The organism is Streptomyces sp. NPDC045846 (assembly GCF_056431605.1).
This window is the reverse complement of sequence record NZ_JBWKKJ010000012.1, coordinates 107957-125300: the sequence shown is the minus strand read 5'-3', so window position 1 is coordinate 125300 and position 17344 is coordinate 107957. Positions and strand designations below refer to the sequence as shown.

At 71.0% G+C, this 17344-nt stretch carries 10 protein-coding genes; 1 reads left to right on the top strand and 9 read right to left on the bottom strand.

Features of this window, described 5'->3' with window-relative positions; genetic code table 11:
• Position 1: 1 nt before the first annotated feature.
• Together AC07F3_RS31005 and AC07F3_RS31000 are read right to left on the bottom strand one after the other, a co-directional pair.
• Positions 2 to 1123 (bottom strand): CobW family GTP-binding protein, encoded by a 1122-nt coding sequence (locus tag AC07F3_RS31005; protein ID WP_479117732.1) that lies wholly within the window; start codon positions 1121 to 1123, stop codon positions 2 to 4.
• A gap of 12 nt (positions 1124 to 1135) precedes the next feature.
• Positions 1136 to 2293, bottom strand: coding sequence for a citrate synthase/methylcitrate synthase (locus tag AC07F3_RS31000; RefSeq protein WP_479117731.1), 1158 nt, complete (start codon positions 2291 to 2293; stop codon positions 1136 to 1138).
• Positions 2294 to 2390: 97 nt separating this feature from the next.
• Here AC07F3_RS31000 and AC07F3_RS30995 point away from each other — a divergent pair, with 97 nt between their 5' ends.
• Complete coding sequence (locus AC07F3_RS30995) at positions 2391 to 3623, top strand: citrate/2-methylcitrate synthase (RefSeq protein ID WP_479117730.1); 1233 nt, start codon at positions 2391 to 2393, stop codon at positions 3621 to 3623.
• Positions 3624 to 3635: 12 nt separating this feature from the next.
• Here AC07F3_RS30995 and AC07F3_RS30990 read toward each other — a convergent pair whose 3' ends face one another.
• From AC07F3_RS30990 to AC07F3_RS30960, 7 genes are all read right to left on the bottom strand, one after another.
• A complete protein-coding gene (locus AC07F3_RS30990) occupies positions 3636 to 6083 on the bottom strand; it encodes a discoidin domain-containing protein (protein WP_479117729.1) in 2448 nt (815 codons plus the stop codon).
• 50 nt (positions 6084 to 6133) lie between these two features.
• Positions 6134 to 7705 (bottom strand): glycoside hydrolase family 13 protein, encoded by a 1572-nt coding sequence (locus tag AC07F3_RS30985; RefSeq protein ID WP_479117728.1) that lies wholly within the window; start codon positions 7703 to 7705, stop codon positions 6134 to 6136.
• Between the two features lie 107 nt (positions 7706 to 7812).
• Entirely contained in the window at positions 7813 to 8688 is an 876-nt protein-coding gene (locus tag AC07F3_RS30980; protein WP_479117727.1) for a carbohydrate ABC transporter permease, read from the bottom strand.
• Between the two features lie 170 nt (positions 8689 to 8858).
• Entirely contained in the window at positions 8859 to 9803 is a 945-nt protein-coding gene (locus AC07F3_RS30975; RefSeq protein WP_479117726.1) for a carbohydrate ABC transporter permease, read from the bottom strand.
• Between the two features lie 63 nt (positions 9804 to 9866).
• Positions 9867 to 11285 carry an ABC transporter substrate-binding protein gene (locus AC07F3_RS30970; RefSeq protein ID WP_479117725.1) on the bottom strand — a complete coding sequence of 473 codons (1419 nt, stop codon included), beginning with the start codon at positions 11283 to 11285 and terminating at the stop codon, positions 9867 to 9869.
• Positions 11286 to 11497: 212 nt separating this feature from the next.
• A complete protein-coding gene (locus AC07F3_RS30965; protein ID WP_479117724.1) occupies positions 11498 to 12505 on the bottom strand; it encodes a LacI family DNA-binding transcriptional regulator in 1008 nt (335 codons plus the stop codon).
• 138 nt (positions 12506 to 12643) lie between these two features.
• Positions 12644 to 16951, bottom strand: a complete 4308-nt coding sequence (locus tag AC07F3_RS30960) for a discoidin domain-containing protein (protein ID WP_479117723.1) — start codon at positions 16949 to 16951, stop codon at positions 12644 to 12646.
• Positions 16952 to 17344: the final 393 nt, after the last annotated feature.

The window sequence follows — 17344 nt, the reverse complement described above, 5'->3', positions numbered from 1 at the left end:
ACTAGCCGACGGGGCCGGGGAGTTCGTCGGACTCCCCGGCCTCTCGCGGCTCCTGGCCGGGCTCGGGCACGTAGCGCAGGACACCCCACATCGCGTGCTCGGGCGGGATGGCGCCCGGGTCCGCCACGCACCCGGCGAGTTGCTTGTCCAGGGCGGGGGCGTCGATGCCCGCGCCGATGAGGACGAGCTCGGTGCGGCGCTCCTGCCCGCCCGTCCAGGGCTCGGGGTAGAAGCGCAGGAAGCGGCCGACGGCGTGCACGGCGTACCGGTTGCGGCGGTCGGCGGCGCCGAAGTCGATGAATCCCTTGATGCGGTAGAGGCCTTCGGGCCGGGTGTCGAGGAAGGCCATCAAGGGGCGCGGGTCCAGGGGCCCGTCCGAGGTGAAGGCCACGGATTCGTACCCGGTGTGCAGGTGGGCGTCTCCGGCGCAGCGGTCGTGGTCGTGGCCGTCCTCGGCGCAGCCGCCCGCTTCGGGCACGTCGTCGAGCAGGTCGTCGAAGGCGAGCTGTCCCACCCGCTCCGTCAGCGGCCTGCGGTCGAAGAAGAGCTCCGGGTCGACCCGGCCGTACGCGGCCTCGACCACCGCGGCCGACCCGGCGAGCTCACTCCGCAGCCGGGCGAGCTCCGCCTCGCCGACCCGGTCCGTCTTGTTGAGCACCACCAGGTCGGCGACGGTCAGGTGCCGTTCGATCTCGGGGTGCCGCTCGCGGGTGGCGTCGTACTCGGCGGCGTCCACGACCTCGACCAGGCCGCCGTACACGATCCGCGGGTTCTCGCTGGCGAGCACCATCTTCACGAGTTCCTGGGGTTCGGCGAGCCCGCTCGCCTCGATGACGATGACGTCGAGACGGGCGGCGGGCCGGGTCAGCCGGTCCAGGTAGAGGTCGAGCTCGCTCGCGTCGACGGCGCAGCACAGGCAGCCGTTGCCGAGCGAGACGGTGGAGTCGCCGAGCTGGCCCGCCACCGTCATGGCGTCGATCTCGATGGAGCCGAAGTCGTTGACGACGGCCCCGATCCGGGTGCCCCGGCAGGCCCTGAGCAGATGGTTGAGCAAGGTGGTCTTGCCCGATCCGAGGAAGCCCGCGAGGACGATGACGGGGATCTGCTTGCTCGGGCTGCTCACCTGGGGCCTTTCTCAGACTGCGGGTACGGGCCGCGGCGGGGGCGGGCCCACGTAGCGGGCCGCCGGGCGAATGATCTTCGAGTCCGCCGACTGCTCCAGGATATTGGCGCTCCAGCCGACCACGCGGGCGGCGCAGAAGGTGGGCGTGAACATCTCGCGGGGCAGCCCGCACAGCTCCATGACCACCCCGGCGTAGAACTCCACGTTGGTGTGCAGCTCGCGGCCCGGCTTGAGCTCGGCCAGGATCGCCTCGACCTGGCGCTCCACCTCGACGGCGAATTCCACCAGCGGCCCGCCGAACCCTTCGGCGATGCCGCGCAGCATGCGCGAGCGGGGGTCCTCGGTGCGGTAGACGGGGTGCCCGAAGCCCATGATCCGGTCGCCGGCCAGGACGCGTTCGCGGATCCAGCCGTCGATGCGGTCGGGGGTGCCGATCGCGTCGAGGGTGTCGAGGGCGCGGCTGGGGGCGCCGCCGTGCAGCGGCCCGGAGAGCGCGCCGACCGCGGCCACCAGGCTCGCCGCGACGTCCGCCCCGGTGGAGGCGACGACGCGGGCGGTGAAGGTGGAGGCGTTGAAGCCGTGGTCGATGGTCGAGATGAGGTACTGCTCGACGGCCCGTACGCGCTCGGGCTCCGCCGGTGAACCGGTCAGCATATAGAGGTAGTTGGCGGCGTACGGCAGGTCGTCGCGGGGCTCGACCGGTTCGAGCCCCTGGCCGAGCCGGTGCAGGGCGGTCAGCAGGGTGGGCACGGCCGCGCAGGCGGCGAGCGCGTCCTCGGCGCGCCGGTCGGCGTCGAGGTCGTACACCGGCCGGAAGCCCTTGGCCGCGCCGAGCAGCGAGAGCGCGGTGCGCAGTCCGGCGAGCGGACCCGCCAGGGCGCCGGTGCGGGCGATGCCGGGCAGCGCGTCGCGGACCCCGGCGGGCAGGTGGCGCAGGGCCGCGGTGCGGGCGGTGAAGGCGGCGCGGGCTTCGGCGTCGGGCAGCTCGCCGTGGAACATCAGGTGCCAGACGTCCTCGAAGGAGCGGCTCTGCGCGAGCTCGACGGCCGAGTACTGGCGGTAGTGGTAGAAGCCCTCGCGGCCGCGGACGTCACCGAGTTCGGTGTCCGTGACGACGACGCCCGCGAGCCCGCGGGGTACCGCGGCGGGGGCGGTGCTGGTGCTGGCCATGTGGCTGCCTCCTTCAGTTCTTCATATTGACTCGACTGTCTATGATTGACTCAACAGCTGTCAACATTGATTGAATCAATATGGATACGGTGGCCCCATGACGGATCAGGCACGGCTCACCACCCGCGAGGCGGCGGAGCGGCTCGGCGTGAAGCCCGAGACGGTCTACGCGTACGTCAGCCGCGGGCAGCTGAGCAGTGAACGCGCCCCCGGCGGGCGCGGCTCCACCTTCGACGCCCGCGAGGTCGACGCGCTGGCCCGGCGCAGCGGCCGCCGGGAGCAGGGCGGCGCCGGCAAGGACGGCGAGCTGAGCTTCCGCACCGCGATCACCCTGATCGACCGGGACCGCTACTACTTCCGCGGCGTCGACGCGGTGGAGCTGGCCACGGCGTACGGCTTCGAGGAGGTCGCCGAGTGGGTGTGGACCGAGGAGCTGACGCACGGCGCAAGGTTCACCGCGCCCCAGCAGTTCCTCGACGCGGCCCGGCTCGCCGTCAACGCGCTGCCGGTGCACTCCAGCTCGATGGACCGGCTGCGGGTCGCCGCCGTCGCGGCCTCGGCGGCCGACCCGCTGCGCTTCGACCTCGAACCCGCCGCCGTGCTCGGCTGCGCCCGCACACTGATCCCCACCCTGGTCGGCGCCCTGCCGACCGCGGGCAAGCGGCACCGCGGCGAGGGCCGGACGGCCTGGCAGCTGTGGCAGCGGCTCACGCCCCAGCTTCCTGACGAGCAGTCAATTCGCCTTCTCGACACGGCACTCGCTCTGCTCATCGATCACGACCTGGCCGCCTCCACACTCGCCGCCCGGGTCGCCGCCTCGGCCCGCGCTCATCCTTACGCCGTGGTCTCGGCGGGGCTCGGGGCGCTGGAGGGGCCGCTGCACGGCGCCGCCAGCGGGCTCGCCCACCGGACCCTGGCCGAGGTGCTCGAACGCGGCAGCGCGGCCCCGGTCGTCGCCGACCATCTGCGCTCCGGTCGGCGCGTCCCGGGCCTCGGACACCGGCTCTACGCGGGAGAGGACCCGCGCGCCCAGGCCTTGTTCGCGCTCCTCGGCGCCGTCCCGCGGGCCGCCGACGCGCTCGCGGCGGCGCGCGACCTGGTCGACACGACGGCCCGCCACACGGCCCTGCACGCCAATGTCGACCTGGCCCTCGCCGTCATGAGCGTGGCGTTCGGCATGCCCGCCGAGGCCGGCGAGACGGTGTTCGCGGTGGCCCGCACGGCGGGCTGGATCGCCCACGCCCTGGAGGAGTACACGCAGCGTCCCCTCCGGATGCGCCCGAGCGGCATCTACACCGGCCCCCGCCCGCCGCGCCCGCTGCCCGCCTGAACTCCCCCCGCCTCAGGGGGCGTACGCCTCCAGCTCGCCGATCTGGGCGGCGGGCCACCCGGTGTTGGCGGTCACCGTGAGCCGCAGATAGCGGGTCGCGGTGTTCGGGGGCAGGGTGAGCGTGACCTGGTTGCCGGTGGCCGGGTCGAAGGCGCAGCCGCGGCTCGCCAGGAGCTGTGTGTAAGCGCCGTTGTCGGCGCTGCCGAGCACGGAGAGCGTCTGGGTGCGGGCGCCCCAGGCGGTGGCGGGAGGCAGTTTCAGGACGAGGCGGCCGACGCTTCGCACGGCGCCCAGGTCGACGGTGATCGACTGCGGGAAGGCGTTGTTGGCGCTCTCCCAGTAGCTGGCGGCGTCGCCGTCGACGGCCTTGGCCGCGTCGTAGACCTGGGTGTGCGAGGTCTCGGTGACCGGGCGGCCCTTGGCGAGGTTCGGGTCGGCGGGCGGACTGCTCGGCGGCGGCGAGCCGGGCCCGGTGGGCGGCGGGCTGCTCGGGGGCGGGGTGGTGCCGCCGTGGTCGTAGACGGGCTTGGGCCACTCGCCGCAGTACGTGGCGGGCAGCTTGTCGTTCCAGCCGGAGTTGCCCGGGCCCTGGGTGAGGGCGAGGCCGCCGCCGAGGCAGCTGTAGACCGGCTCGCCGAACCCGAGGTTCTTCGCCGTGACGCCGGTCATGCTGAGCTGCGCCGGATCGTTGAACTGGAGGGCGAAGGTGCCGGTGCCGTCAATGTTGACGTTGTTGAAGGCGACTCCCTTGGTGGTGCCGGACACGAAGTGGATGGCCGCGTAGGAGCTGTCCAGGATGTCGGTGTCCGTGACGTTGACCGTCGCCTTGTCCATGGTGCTGTTGCGGGAGTCGAACCAGACCGCGCCGATCGGGAAGGGCCAGCCGAGGTCCGCGTTGCCCGCCCGGATCGTGGTGTTGCGGGCCAGTGTGATGGTGCCCTGGACGTCCGTCCCGCTGCCGGGGTTGACGCCGTCGAACCGGTTGCCGATGTGCAGTCCGCCCCCGTTGGTCACCGTGTCCGCGACCACGTTGTCGGTCACCGCGTTGTCCCTGCCTCCGTACAGGGCGATGTTGTTGGCGAGGACGGGCGCCACCACCGTGTTGTTCCTGAACGTGTTGTCGGCGTCGGTCACGGTGTCCGACCACAGGGCGAGTCCGTCGTCCCCGGTGTTGCGCAGCAGGGTGTTCTCGACCGATGAATGGGTCACTCCCCAGTGGAAGTTGACGCCGTCGGCCGTCTGGTCCAGGATCCGGCTGTTCTTGATGTGGAAGCCGTCCATGGGGCCGTCCATCCAGGCCCCGACCTTGGTGTGCTGGAGCCACACGTCGTCGACGGTGGAGTTGCTGAGGGCGCCGCCGATCCCGTTGACCTGGTCCTCGTCGACCCGCTCGGTGATCTCGCCGATCAGCGCGAAGTCCTTCAGGGTGACGTTCCGGCTGGGGCCGCCCGACTCGTAGGGGCGTATCTGACCCTTGTAGCCGCCGCCGGTGACGTACTTCCCGTAGATTCCGGCGGCCCGGGTGCGGTCGGTGGAGCTGCGGCCGGTGAGCACCGAGTACCAGGGCCCCGCCCCGGCCAGCGTCACCTGGTCCACCACCACGTGGTCGGTCAGCCTGAAGGTGCCCGCGGGGATGTAGACCTCCTTGCCCTGGGCCCTGCCCGCGTCGACGGCCTGCTGGAAGGCGGAGGTCGAGTCGGCCGCCCCGCTCGCGTCGGCGCCGTAGTCCGTGACGGAGAGCGATCCCGCGGGCCGCGCGACCGGGTCCGGTACGCGTTCGAAGTCGGCGAGGTCGATGACGGCCCAGGGTGTCGCGGTGGTCGACGGCAGGGTGACGCGGACCTTCGCCCCGGCGGGCAGGGTCGTGCCGAGGAGCGTGCGGGTCTCGTCGTAGAAGTGGTGCGGCTTGTCACCCGGCTGGTTCTGGAAGGGGTAACTGCCGTAGAACCAGCCGTACTTGGAGGTGAAGGTCACGTCCTTGAGCTTGGCGCCGCCGGAGCTGATCTCCATCGGCGCGCTGAGGCCGGTGCCCGCCGCGCTGTCGGGGACGCTGTAGCGCAGGTCGACGGCGTTGGCCGGCTGGGTGAGGGTGAACTCGACGTACTGGCCGGCCGCGTCGAGCCGCACCGCGCTGCGCCCGGAGGCCTCGGAGGGAAGCGAGGTGTAGGTGCGGTCGGGGCCGATCACCGTGCCGTTGGTGGCGGCGGCCTCCGCCTCGATCTCGGTGAACGGCACGGTGGCGCCGCGGCCCGCCACGGAGAAGGGGGACAGCGGGGCGGTCTCGGCGGCCCAGGCCGAGGCGCCGCCCGTGACCCCGACGGCGCCGAGCGCGACGGCACAGGCGAGGGCGGCGGCCGCGGCGGCGGCCCGCCCAGCGGCCGTGGCGCGGCGGACGGGCGCGGTGCGCCCCGGTGGGGGCGGTGGCTCCGGGGACGGCGCACCGATCACGGATCGGATCATGCCCATGACAGTTCCTTCCTGGTGGGGGGAGCGGGGATGGCGCGGAGGGGTCAGGCGCGCAGCCAGACCGCGGTGTCCGTGGGCAGGAGACCGCCGGTCAGGGGGCCGCTCGCGAGGAGGAGCGTGTGCTGGTCCGGGAGCCGGACCGGCTCGTCGGCGAGGTTGACGACACAGCGAAGGCCGTTCTCGCGGGCGAAGGAGAGAACGCCCTCCGGTGCGTCCAGCCACGTCAACTCGCCGTCGCCGAAGCCCGATTGGACCCGCCGGAGCGCGAGAGCGCGGCGGTAGAGGCTGAGCATCGAGGACGGGTTCCGGTCCTGGCGGTCGGCGGCGTAGCGCGCCCAGTCGGCGGGCTGGGGCAGCCAGGGCGTGGCCCACGGCTCGGCCGTCCAGGGCAGCGGCACGCGGCAGCCGTCGCGTCCGGGGTCCACCCCGCCGGAGCGGAAGTGCATCGGGTCCTGGACGCGCGCCGGTGGGATGTCCGCCTCGGGCAGGCCCAGTTCCTCGCCCTGGTAGAGGTAGACCGAGCCGGGCAGCGCGAGGGAGAGCAGGGCCGCGGCGCGGGCGCGGCGGGTGCCGAGCGCCAGGTCGGTGGGGGTGCCGAAGCGCTTGGTCGCGAAGTCGAACCCGGTGTCCTCGCGGCCGTAGCGGGTGACGGTGCGGGTCACGTCGTGGTTGCACAGCACCCAGGTGGCGGGCGCGCCGACCGGGGCGTGTTCGGCGAGGGTGTCGTCGATGGAGGCGCGCAGCAGGGCCGCGTCCCAGGGGCAGGCCATGAAGGTGAAGTTGAAGGCGGTGTGCAGTTCGTCGGGGCGCAGGTAGCGGGCGAAGCGCTCGCTGTCGGGCAGCCAGACCTCCCCGACGAAGATCGCGCCGTACTCGTCGGCCACCGCCCGCCAGGAGCGGTAGATGTCGTGCAGCTCGTCGCGGTCGATGTAGGGGTGCCGTTCGGTGCCCTCGGTGAGGTCGGGAAGCGCCGGGTCCTTGGCGAGCAGCGCCGCCGAGTCGACGCGGACGCCCGCCACTCCTCGCTCGAACCAGAACCGCAGCACGTCCTCGTGTTCCTGGCGCACCACGGGGTGGGCCCAGTTGAGGTCGGGCTGCTGGGGGGTGAACAGGTGGAGGTACCACTCGCCGTCCGCGACCCGGGTCCAGGTGTCACCGGCGAACTGCGACGGCCAGGTGTTGGGCGGCAGTTCGCCGTGCTCGCCGCGGCCGGGCCGGAAGTGGAACAGCTCGCGCTCGGGGCTGCCGGGCCCGGCGGCCAGGGCCGCCCGGAACCAGGGGTGCTGGTCCGACAGGTGGTTGGGCACGATGTCGACGATGGTGCGGATGCCGAAGCCGCGCGCCTCCGCGATGAGCTTCTCGGCCTCGGCCAGGGTGCCGAACGCCGGGTCGATGGCGCGGTAGTCGGCCACGTCGTAGCCGCCGTCGGCCAGCGGGGACAGGTACCAGGGGGTGAACCACAGGGCGTCGACGCCCAGTTCGGCGAGGTAGGGCAGCTTCGCCCGGACGCCCGCGAGATCGCCGGTGCCGTCGCCGTCTCCGTCGGCGAAGCTGCGTACGTACACCTGGTAGACGGCGGCCGAGCGCCACCAGTCGTCGCTTGCGTGGGCTGCCACGGGAAGGTCCTTTCGGGCAGGTGGGTTCCCGCCGCCGGCCCCCGTCGTTCAGCGGGGGCATGGTGGAGGGGCCGGCGGCGGAGTGCGGGGAGGGCGGGAGGGAGGCGTCAGCCCTTGAGGCCGCCCGCGGTGAGACCGCTCATGATGTTGCGCTGGAAGACGAGGAAGAGCACCAGGGTGGGGACCGACGCCATGGCGAGCGCGGCCGTGAGCCAGTTCTCGGGCACCCCCTGGGCGAGCGAGTAGATGCCCACGTTGAGGGTCTGCTTGCCGGGGTCGGGCAGGGTGAGCATCGGCCAGAGGAAGTCCTTCCAGACGCCGACCACCGCGAAGATGGAGACGACGCCGAGGATCGGCCGGGAGACGGGCAGCACCACCGAGCGCAGGGTGCGCAGCGGGGAGGCACCGTCGATGGAGGCGGCGTCCAGGAGCTCCCTCGGGATCGAGTCGAAGAACCGCTTGAGCAGGAAGATGTTGAAGGCGTTGGTGACCGACGGCAGCCAGATCGCCCAGGGCGTGTTGAGCAGGTTCCGCCGGAAGACCGGCACGTCGAGCACGGTCAAGTACTGCGGTACGACGAGGACGGCGGCCGGGATCATCAGGGTGGCCAGCATCATCGCGAGGATCGCTCGGCCGAGGACCGGCCTCAGTTTGGACAGCGAGTAGGCGGCGGCCACGTCGAGGACGAGCTGGAAGGCGAGCGCGCCGAAGGCGTACCAGACCGTGTTGAGCAGGAGCCTGGCGAAGTCCATCACCCGCCAGGCGTTGGTGAGGTTGTCGGCGTGCACGCCGTGCGGGACCAGGGTGGGCGGGATCCTGGTGAACTCCTCCGTTGATTTCAACCCGTTGACGGCCATCCAGTACAGCGGCCCGATGAAGACGAGCGTGAACAGGAGCATCACGACGGCGAAGACGGTCCAGTAGACGATCTTGCCCCGGGTACGGCCGAGGGTGGCCGGTGAGATGAGCGTGCGTGTCGACATGGGTCCCCAGTCCGTGTTGCAGATTCCGGTCGTCCGGTGGCGGTCGTGTGTGTGGAGGTCCGATGCGGTGCCGGGAGCGCGCGAGAGGGCGCGGCTGTGACGTGTGCGGCTCCCCCGGTGGGCGCGACCGGCGGCGGACGGTCCGCGCATCGACGTCCGGGCCGGCGGAGCTAGGTGTCGCCGTCGCGGCTGAGCCTCACGTACACCGCCGAGAAGCCCGCGAGCAGCACCAGCAGGCACAGGCCGAGTGCGGCGGCGCCGCCGTAGTTGTCGAAGTTGAAGGCGTACTGGTAGATGAGGTAGACGACGGTCGTCGTGGAGCCCTCGGGGCCCGCGCCGTTGGTGAGCAGGAACGGCTCGGTGAACACCTGCATCGTGGCGATGATCTGCATCAGGAACATGAGCGAGAGCACGAGCCGGGTCTGCGGGACGGTGACGTGCCAGATCTTGCGCAGCAGCCCGGCGCCGTCGAGTTCGGCCGCCTCGTACAGCTCGCCGGGAATGCCCTGGAGGGCGGCGAGGTAGACGAGGGTGGCGCTGCCCATGTTCATCCAGGTCGCGGCGATCACCACCGAGAGCATGGCGGTGTGGGTGGACTGGAGCCACTGCTGCTGCGGCAGGCCGAACACCTCGAAGACGCGGTTGAACAGGCCGTACCCGGGGTCGTAGAAGTACTTGAAGAGCAGCACCGAGGCGACCGGCGGCAGCATCACCGGCAGGTACACCAGCAGCCTCAAGTAACCCTGGCCGTGGCGGAATTCGTTCAGCAGCACGGCGACCAGGAAGGGCAGCACGAAGCCGAGGACCAGGGCGAGCCCGGTGAACAGCAGGGTGTTGCGCCAGGCCTGCCAGAACGCCGGGTCGTGGAAGACGTAGCTGAGGTTGGACCACCCGGCCCAGGTGGTGCGGCCGTCCTTCGTCTTCTGGAAGGCGAGCACGAACTCCCTGACCATGGGGTACCAGGAGAAGAAGGCGAAGCAGAGCACGGCGCCGATCAGGAAGCCGTGCGCGGTGAGGTTGCGCCGCAGGGCCCGGGCGAATCCGCCGGGCCGGGGCAGCGGGTGGCTCCGGGGCGCCCGGGCCGTTTCCCGCGTGGGCAGTGTGGAGGCCGACATCGTCACTCCTGAGTCCGGGGCGGGCGGGGCCGGAAGGCGCTCCGGCCCCCGCCGCCGTGCGCGCTACTGGTTCGCCAGGACCTGATCGACCTGCTTCTCGGCGGTCGAGAGCAGCCCCGCGATGTCGGCGTCCTGGTTGGTGAGGACCGCGGACATCGCGTTGTCGAGGACCTTGTAGACCTCCTGCGCCTTGGGCGGCTCGGCCTTCGCGGGGACCGGCTTGGCGAGGTAGGGCGCGAAGTTGGCGACCGGCATGGTGGCGTTGTCGGTACGGGACTTGAGGTCGGCGGCCTTCACGTCGCCGGTGAAGAAGTTGGGCTGCGGCACGCCGACGGGCAGCTGGTCGGCCTTGGTGCGCGCCCAGTCGAACTGCCCCTTGCCGGGGCTGAGGTTCTTGAAGTTGAGCCAGGCGATCGCGGCCTTGATCTTGTCGGGCGAGCTGCCCTGCTTGATCATGTAGCCGTTGCCGCCGGTGAGCGTGGCCTTGCCGCCGGGGATCGGGCCCATGCCGAAGTTCTCGTACCTGGCGCCGAGTTGCTGGACCATGTACGCGATGTCGTCGGGTGCGGCGAGGAACATGCCGAGCTTGTCGGCGGTGATCTGCTTCTGGAGGTCGCCCCACTTCAGGAGCTGCGTCTTGCTCATGCTCTGGTCGCTCCAGCGCATGTCGTGCAGCTGCTGGAGGACCTGCCGGCCGGTGGCGTTGCCGAAGGCCGCCTTGCCGTCGGCGCCCACCACGTCGCCGCCGAGGCTGTAGAGGGCGGCGGTGAAGTGCCAGCCGCCGGTGTTCTCCGCGCTGTACTCGCCGTAGCCGTAGACGCCGTGGCCGAGACCGGCGATGGCCCGGGAGTCGGCGCGCACCTCGTCCCAGGTGGCCGGAGGCCGGTCCGGGTCGAGTCCGGCCTGCTGGAACAGCTTCCGGTTGATCATGATGCCCATCTGGTAGTTGCTGGTGGGCAGGCCGTACATCTTGCCGTCCTTCTTGTACACCCCCAGCACGGCCGGGTCGATGCTGTTCAGGGCCGGTACGGACTTGTCGGTGACGTAGGCCGAGATGTCGGCGGCGCCGTTGTTGTCCAGGACCTGCTGGAGATCGGTGAAGTACGTGTAGAAGACGTCCGGTTGGGACTTCGCCTTGAGGGCGGCGGTGAAGCGGGCGGGCTCCTCGCACTGGCCGGGCGTGGACTTGCCGATGATGTGGACGTTCGGATAGGTCCTGTTGAACGTCGCGACGTCCTGCTTCCACTCCCTGAGCTCGGCGGCCTTGGCGGCCGGCGGCATGCAGTCGATGGTGAGGTCCACCTTGGCCCGGGGGTCGAGCGGAGCCGCGGGGTCGCTCGACCCGCTTCCGGGCCGGTTGTCGCCGCTTCCGGTGTCGCTGCTGGTCCCGCAGGCGGCGAGGGCGGTGAGCGCGACGGCGCTGACGAGTGCGAGGGCGGTGCGGCGTCCTGGTCGTGCGGGGCTGAACGAGGTGCGTCTCATCGGAGGACCCCTTCGGGGAGGAGCGTCGAAGCCCGGCCGGCGGCAGCGGGGCGCGGCACACTCAACCACCGGCATCACATCAGCGCAATATCTCGCGCTGATTTCGTAAAACTTCGACAGTCCTGTGTCCGCACGGGATGTGCCGGGCGCACACTCCAGCGCGCCGGGCGGCAGAGGCCCGGCGCGCTGGAGGAGTACGTACAGGGAAACGGCTAGCGGGGCGCCCGCGCGGTCGAGCCGCGCACCACCAGCTCGGGCTCGAAGAGCAGCTCGCCCGGGGGCACCACGCCGCCCTGGATCTGCGCGGAAAGCAGCTCGACGGCGGCGCGGCCCATCGCCTCGATGGGCTGGCGGACCGTGGTCAGCGGGGGCTCGGTGCAGTTCATGAACGCGGAGTCGTCGTAGCCCACGACGGAGACGTCGCGGGGCACGTCGAGCCCGCGCCGGCGGGCGGCCCGCACCGCGCCGAGCGCGAGCGGGTCGCTGGCGCAGATGATGCCGGTGAACCCGCGCTCCAGGAGCCTGGAGGCCGCGGCCTGGCCGCCCTCCAGGGAGAACATGGCGCGCTCGACCCGGTCGTCGCCGAGCTCGCCGCCGGCCGCCGCCACCAGCGCGCGGGCCGCGTCCAGCTTGCGCCGCGAGGGGACGTGGTCGGGCGGCCCGAGCACCAGGCCGATGCGCTGGTGGCCGAGCGAGACCAGGTGGCGCCAGGCCTGTTCCATGGCGACCGCGTCGTCGCAGGCGACACACGGGAAGTCGAGGTGCTCGATGGCCGCGTTGATCAGGACGACGGGGACCTTGCGGTCGGCGAGCTGCTGGTAGTGCCCGTGCGGGGCCTCCAGCTGCGCGAAGAGACCGCCCGCGAAGACGACGCCGGAGACCTGCTGCTGAAGGAGCAGGTCGACGTAGTCGGCCTCGGAGACGCCGCCCTTGGTCTGGGTGCACAGCACCGGGGTGAGCCCCTGCTGCGCAAGGGCGCCGCCGATGACCTCGGCGAACGCCGGGAAGATGGGGTTCTGGAGCTCGGGCAGGACCAGGCCGACGAGCCGGGCGCGCTCGCCGCGCAGCTGGGTCGGGCGCTCGTAGCCGAGCACGTCGAGCGCCGTGAGCACGGCCTGCCGGGTGGATTCGGAGACTCCCGGTTTGCCGTTGAGCACCCGGCTGACCGTGGCCTCGCTGACTCCAACCTTCTTCGCCACCTGAGCAAGTCGTCGCGTCATGCGCGCAAGACTAGCGCAAGCCATGCAAGCGGTTTGCGTTGCCGAGAGAGCCGAGGTGCGGACGCGGCGGGGCCGGGTCGGCGGGCATGCGGGATGCCGCCCCGGGCGGCCCGGGGCGGCATCCCGCCGCGGCCTCCGTTACGGATTGACGTTGATCTTGAAGGTGGAGGTGGTGTTCCTGATGTCCTGCGCGTTGTCGCTCAGCTTCAGGTCGTTGAACGTCACCTCGCCGACGGCCGGCCCCTGACCGGGCTCGGGCAGCTCGTTGGCCCAGATGCCGAAGCCGGACTTGGCGTCGAAGGCGTCGCCGCTCTTCTTCGCGCCGCTGATGCTGACGTGGCTGAGCACGCTGTCCTTGACGGGGTACAGCGGCGTGCCGCCGTTGTACTTCGTCTGGAACATGATCCCGGAGTACGTCGGGTCGGTGATGTCCAGGTCACTGACGCGGATCCCCTGGAACACGTACTCGGCGGAGTACATCCACAGGGCCCCGAAGGCCTGGGCGCCCCAGAAGTGCCCGCCGGAACGCACCAGGGAGATGCCCTGGAAGTTCGTCGGGTCGCTGCCGAAGCCGAGCGCCGGGATCGACCCGAACTTCAGCGTGCCGATGGTCAGTCCGGGATAGGTGAGCGTGTCGGCCGCGTACAGGTTCCGGAAGGTGTTGGCGGTGCCTCCGTAGACGGCGAACCCGGCGGCGCGCCAGGTGAGCAGGGCGCTCAGGTTCTGGAAGACGTTGCCGGTCTCGTCCGCGTTGTTGATGTCGGTCGCCGGGAACAGCGCGAAGCTGTCGTCTCCGGTGGAGCGGGCCTCCACATTGCTGATGGTGTTGTCACTGCTGCCGTTGGTGAGGTTGATCCCGTCCGCGTACAGGTCGCGGACCCGGGAGTTCTCGATGGTGATGTGGTCGGTGTTGGTGCCCCAGTACAGGCACATCATGTGCTCGACCCACACGTTGTCGATCGTCATGTTCGCGACGTTCGACCAGTTGAAGACCTTGCCGGGGCCGTCGTTGCGCGAGGTGTAGTTGCCGAAGAAGCCGAAGCCGGTGAAGGAGGAGCCGTTGGCGGAGGACTGGACGTCGAACCCGGCGTCGGTGTTCTCTTGGTCGGCCGGGGTGGCGAACCGGGTGAACCAAGGTCCGGCGCCCACCACCTTGACGGCCTTGCCGTAGACCTGGAACTTGTTGCTGGTCGCGTACGTGCCCGGCGGCAGATAGACGCCGACGAGCTTGCCGGTGGTGTCCATCCGCACCTTGTCCAGGGCGTTCTGGACGTCCTGCTGAGCCGTGCCGCCCGGCACCGCGTAGGCCGCCGGGTCCGGGTTGGGCACCTGGCTGACCTGCTCCAGGTTGATGAAGTCGATCGCGTACGTGGAGGTGTTCGCGGCGTCCTTCTGGAGCCGGATGGTGCTGCCCGCCTTCACGGTGTCGCCGAGCAGGACGTTGGCCTCGTCGTAGATGTGGCGCGGTCCTCCGGCGCTCGGCGCGTTGCTGGGGCTCGCCTCGGCGCCGTACTGCCACATGTACTTCGAGGTCAGGTCGATGGCCTTGCGGAACGTGCCGTCGACATAGAGGTCCAGGCTCGCGTTGATGCCGCCACCGCCCGGCGCGTCCGGCAGGGAGAAGCGCGTCACCAGGCTGTTGGCGTCGGCCCGGGTGGTGAACTCCACGTAGTTTCCGGTGGAGTTGAGCGTGACCGCCTTGCGGCCCGAGGCTTCGCCCGCGAGGTCGCCGATGGTCCGGTTGGGCCCGACGACCTGGGCGCCGCCGCCCGTCACCCCGTCCTCCGCCTCGTAGGTGTCGTACGGCATGTTGGCACCGCGCCCGACGAAGAACGCCTGCGAGCTGGTGTTGTTGGCGCGCTTCACCGGCAGTTCGTTGGCGTCGTCCGCGATCACCACCTTCGCCGTGTACCTGCCGTTGGCGGCCGTCCAGCTGCCGAGGATCACCGGGGGCGCCGTGGCGCCCGGTGCGAGCACGCCGTCGTAGGCGCCGGTGAGCGTCTTCACCGAGGCGCCCTGGTCGTCGAGCAGCGTCAGCGTGAGGGGATGGCTGCCGCCCGCCGTGGCCAGGGTGCCCTGGTTCTTCAGCGTCACGGAGAAGGCGACCGACTGGCCCGCCGAGGGGGCGCTCGGCGACCAGTTGACCGCGGCGGCCACCAGGTCGGAGGAGTCGACCGGCTTGATGACCAGGGGGCTTCCCGTGAAGCTGTTGTTGGTCTCGTTCTGTTCGATGACGGTGTTGTCCGGATCAACGACCGCGCTCAGCGGATAGGTTCCCGCGTCGTGCGTGCCGATGGAGGCGCTCACCGTCTGCGAGGCGCCGGCCGCCAGCGCGCCCACGGTCGCGGTGGCCGCCTTGGAGCCGCCGAGCTGGAAGGCGACGGTGGTCGCGGGCGAGGCGCTCGTCCCCCTGTTGTGCACGGTCGCCGCCAGCGTCACGGCGTCCGACTCGACGGGCGCGGACGGGGCGGCCGTCAGCGCGGTGACCTCCAGATCCGGGTTGGGCGCGGGCACCCCCACGACCTGGAACTCCGCGACCTGCCCGCCCGTTGCCCCGGTGTTGGAGGTGAACTTGAGCTGGACGTCGGCGACCCGCGCCGCGACCGCAATGGCCACCGTGTTCCCGCTCGCCGGGTCGAAGGTGTAGTCCTTGGCCGCCACGAGGCCGGTGTAGGAGGAGGCGCTCTGTTCGCGCCCGAGCACCTCGATGTTCTGGGTCCGCCTGCCCCAGGCGCTGTCCGGATTGAGCTTCAGGACCACGGTGTTGGTGTCCGCGTTGGCGCCGAGCTTGACCGTGAGGGTGCTCGGGTAGCCGCCCGGCGCGCTCTCCCAGTAGGTCGCCGTGTTGTTGTCGTCGGCGTTCTCGGCGACGAAGGTGAACGCGGCGGAGGAGGCCGTGATCGGCTTGCCCACCGCGAGGTTGGAGCCGTCCCCGCTCGACGTCCCGTTGCGGGTCACGGTGTTGCTCGCGGCGGACTGGTTGCCCGCCGCGTCCTTGGCGCGCACGTAGTACGAGACGGTCACGGTGACCGGCTCGCTGTCGGTGTACGTGGTGACATCGCCCGGCACGGTCTTGAGCAGCTGGTTGTTGGCGTAGATGTCGTACCCGGTGACACCCACGTTGTCGCTCGACGCCGTCCAGGCGAGCTTGACCTGACCGGCCGCGGGCTCGGTGAAGGCCAGCCCCGAGGGCGCGGTCGGGGCCTGGGTGTCGCCCGAACTCCCCTTGCGGGTCACGCTGTTGCTGTCGCCCGACTGGTTGCCCGCGGCGTCCCTGGCCCGTACGACATAGGTGACCGTGGCGCTCGCCGGCTGGGTGTCGGTGTACGCGGTGACGTTCCCGGCGACGCTGGTGCGCAGCTCGCCGTTGGCGTAGACGTCGTATCCGGTGACCGCGGTGTCGTCGGTGGCCGCGTCCCAGGTCAGCCGGATCTGGCCGGACGACGGCTCGCTGTAGGCGAGGTTGCGCGGGGCGGTCGGCGGCTGTGTGTCGCCGGTCGCGGGGCCGTAGATCTCCAGCTCGGAGAGCTGTGCGCCGGGCTGGACGGTGTTGGCCGAGACGAGCACCCGCAGATAGCGGGTCGTGGCCGGGCCGAACGCGACGGGCACGGTGAGGCCGTTGGCCGGAGTGAAGTCGTAGCCCTGGGACGCGGTCAGATCGGTGAAGTCGGTGCCGTTGGCGCTGCCCTGGATCTTGAGGGTCTGGGTGCGGGCTCCCCAGCCGTCGGGCAGCTTGAGGACCACCTTGTCGACCGGGACGCCGGCGCCCAGGTCGGCCTGGATCCACTGCGGGAAGGCGTTGTTGGCGCTCTCCCAGTAGCTCGCCTTGTTGCCGTCGTTGGCGTTGGCCGCGGCGTAGGTCTGCGTGGAACTGCTCGCGGTGAGGGTCCTGCCGAGGGCGAGGTTGGTGCCGTCGCCGCCGCCGGCCGCGTGCACTTCGAGGGAGGAGAGCTGGGCCGCCTGCCAGCCGGTGTTCGCCGTGATGTCGATCCGCACGAACCGGGCCGTGGCGGCGGCGAGGCCGATCCTGACCGTATTGCCGGAGCTCTGGGCGAAGGCGTACGCGGACGAGCCCACCAGAGTGGTGAATCCGGTGCCGTCCGTACTGCCCTGCACGGACAGGGTCTCCTTGCGGTCACCCCAGGAGGCGGGGAGCTTCAGAACGACCTCGTCGATGCGGCTGGAGGTGCCGAGGTCGGTCTGTATCCACTGCGGGAAGGCGCTGCCCGCGCCCTCCCAGTACGTCGACTGGTCGCCGTCGGTCACGTTCTTGGCGACGTACGGTCCGTTCGCGCCGGAGGCCGACGCGGGCTTTCCCGCGGCGAGGTCCGGGCCGCCCGCCGCCGAGGCGGAGAGCACGGGCCAACCGATCATGAACAGGCTGGTGGCGAGAACCGCGGCGAGCAATCGGACCCGCGTACGCCATCTCCAACGGTGCGTTCTCATGTGTCCCCGATCTGCGCGACTAGGGGGAGGTGTCGGCCAGGGCTCCTGCCGACCAGAGTTTCTTCAGGGAAGTGCCCATGAATTTGCGCTGAGCGGTGAGAGAGTTGCAGAGATGCGTCCACGCGTCCATCCCCGCGACCGGGCAGGAAACCGTGCCTCCCGTCCCGCCCGAGGAACCGGAACGATCGCTTTCCTCAGCGTCACCGGCGCACACTGCGGCTTTCTCCACGACCCGACAGCGGCCCGCAAGATATCCGCAAACAACGCAAGCGAATTTCACCGGGCCGAGCGCCGTGAAAGGAGCCGTCGCCGAACCACCCACGGGCCTGGCGGAGGCCTCCGCCGCGGCGTTCCCGGTGATCGCACTGTGATCCGTAGGGGATTTCGGGAAGC

Bases quoted from the DNA above. Each gene is read 5' to 3' on its own strand.
- AC07F3_RS30995 (WP_479117730.1), top strand. From the start codon at position 2,391: ATGACGGATCAGGCACGGCTCACCACCCGCGAGGCGGCGGAGCGGCTC.
- AC07F3_RS30990 (WP_479117729.1), bottom strand. From the start codon at position 6,083: ATGATCCGATCCGTGATCGGTGCGCCGTCCCCGGAGCCACCGCCCCCA.
- AC07F3_RS30965 (WP_479117724.1), bottom strand. From the start codon at position 12,505: ATGACGCGACGACTTGCTCAGGTGGCGAAGAAGGTTGGAGTCAGCGAG.
- AC07F3_RS30975 (WP_479117726.1), bottom strand. From the start codon at position 9,803: ATGTCGGCCTCCACACTGCCCACGCGGGAAACGGCCCGGGCGCCCCGG.
- AC07F3_RS30960 (WP_479117723.1), bottom strand. From the start codon at position 16,951: ATGAGAACGCACCGTTGGAGATGGCGTACGCGGGTCCGATTGCTCGCC.
- AC07F3_RS31000 (WP_479117731.1), bottom strand. From the start codon at position 2,293: ATGGCCAGCACCAGCACCGCCCCCGCCGCGGTACCCCGCGGGCTCGCG.
- AC07F3_RS30970 (WP_479117725.1), bottom strand. From the start codon at position 11,285: ATGAGACGCACCTCGTTCAGCCCCGCACGACCAGGACGCCGCACCGCC.
- AC07F3_RS30980 (WP_479117727.1), bottom strand. From the start codon at position 8,688: ATGTCGACACGCACGCTCATCTCACCGGCCACCCTCGGCCGTACCCGG.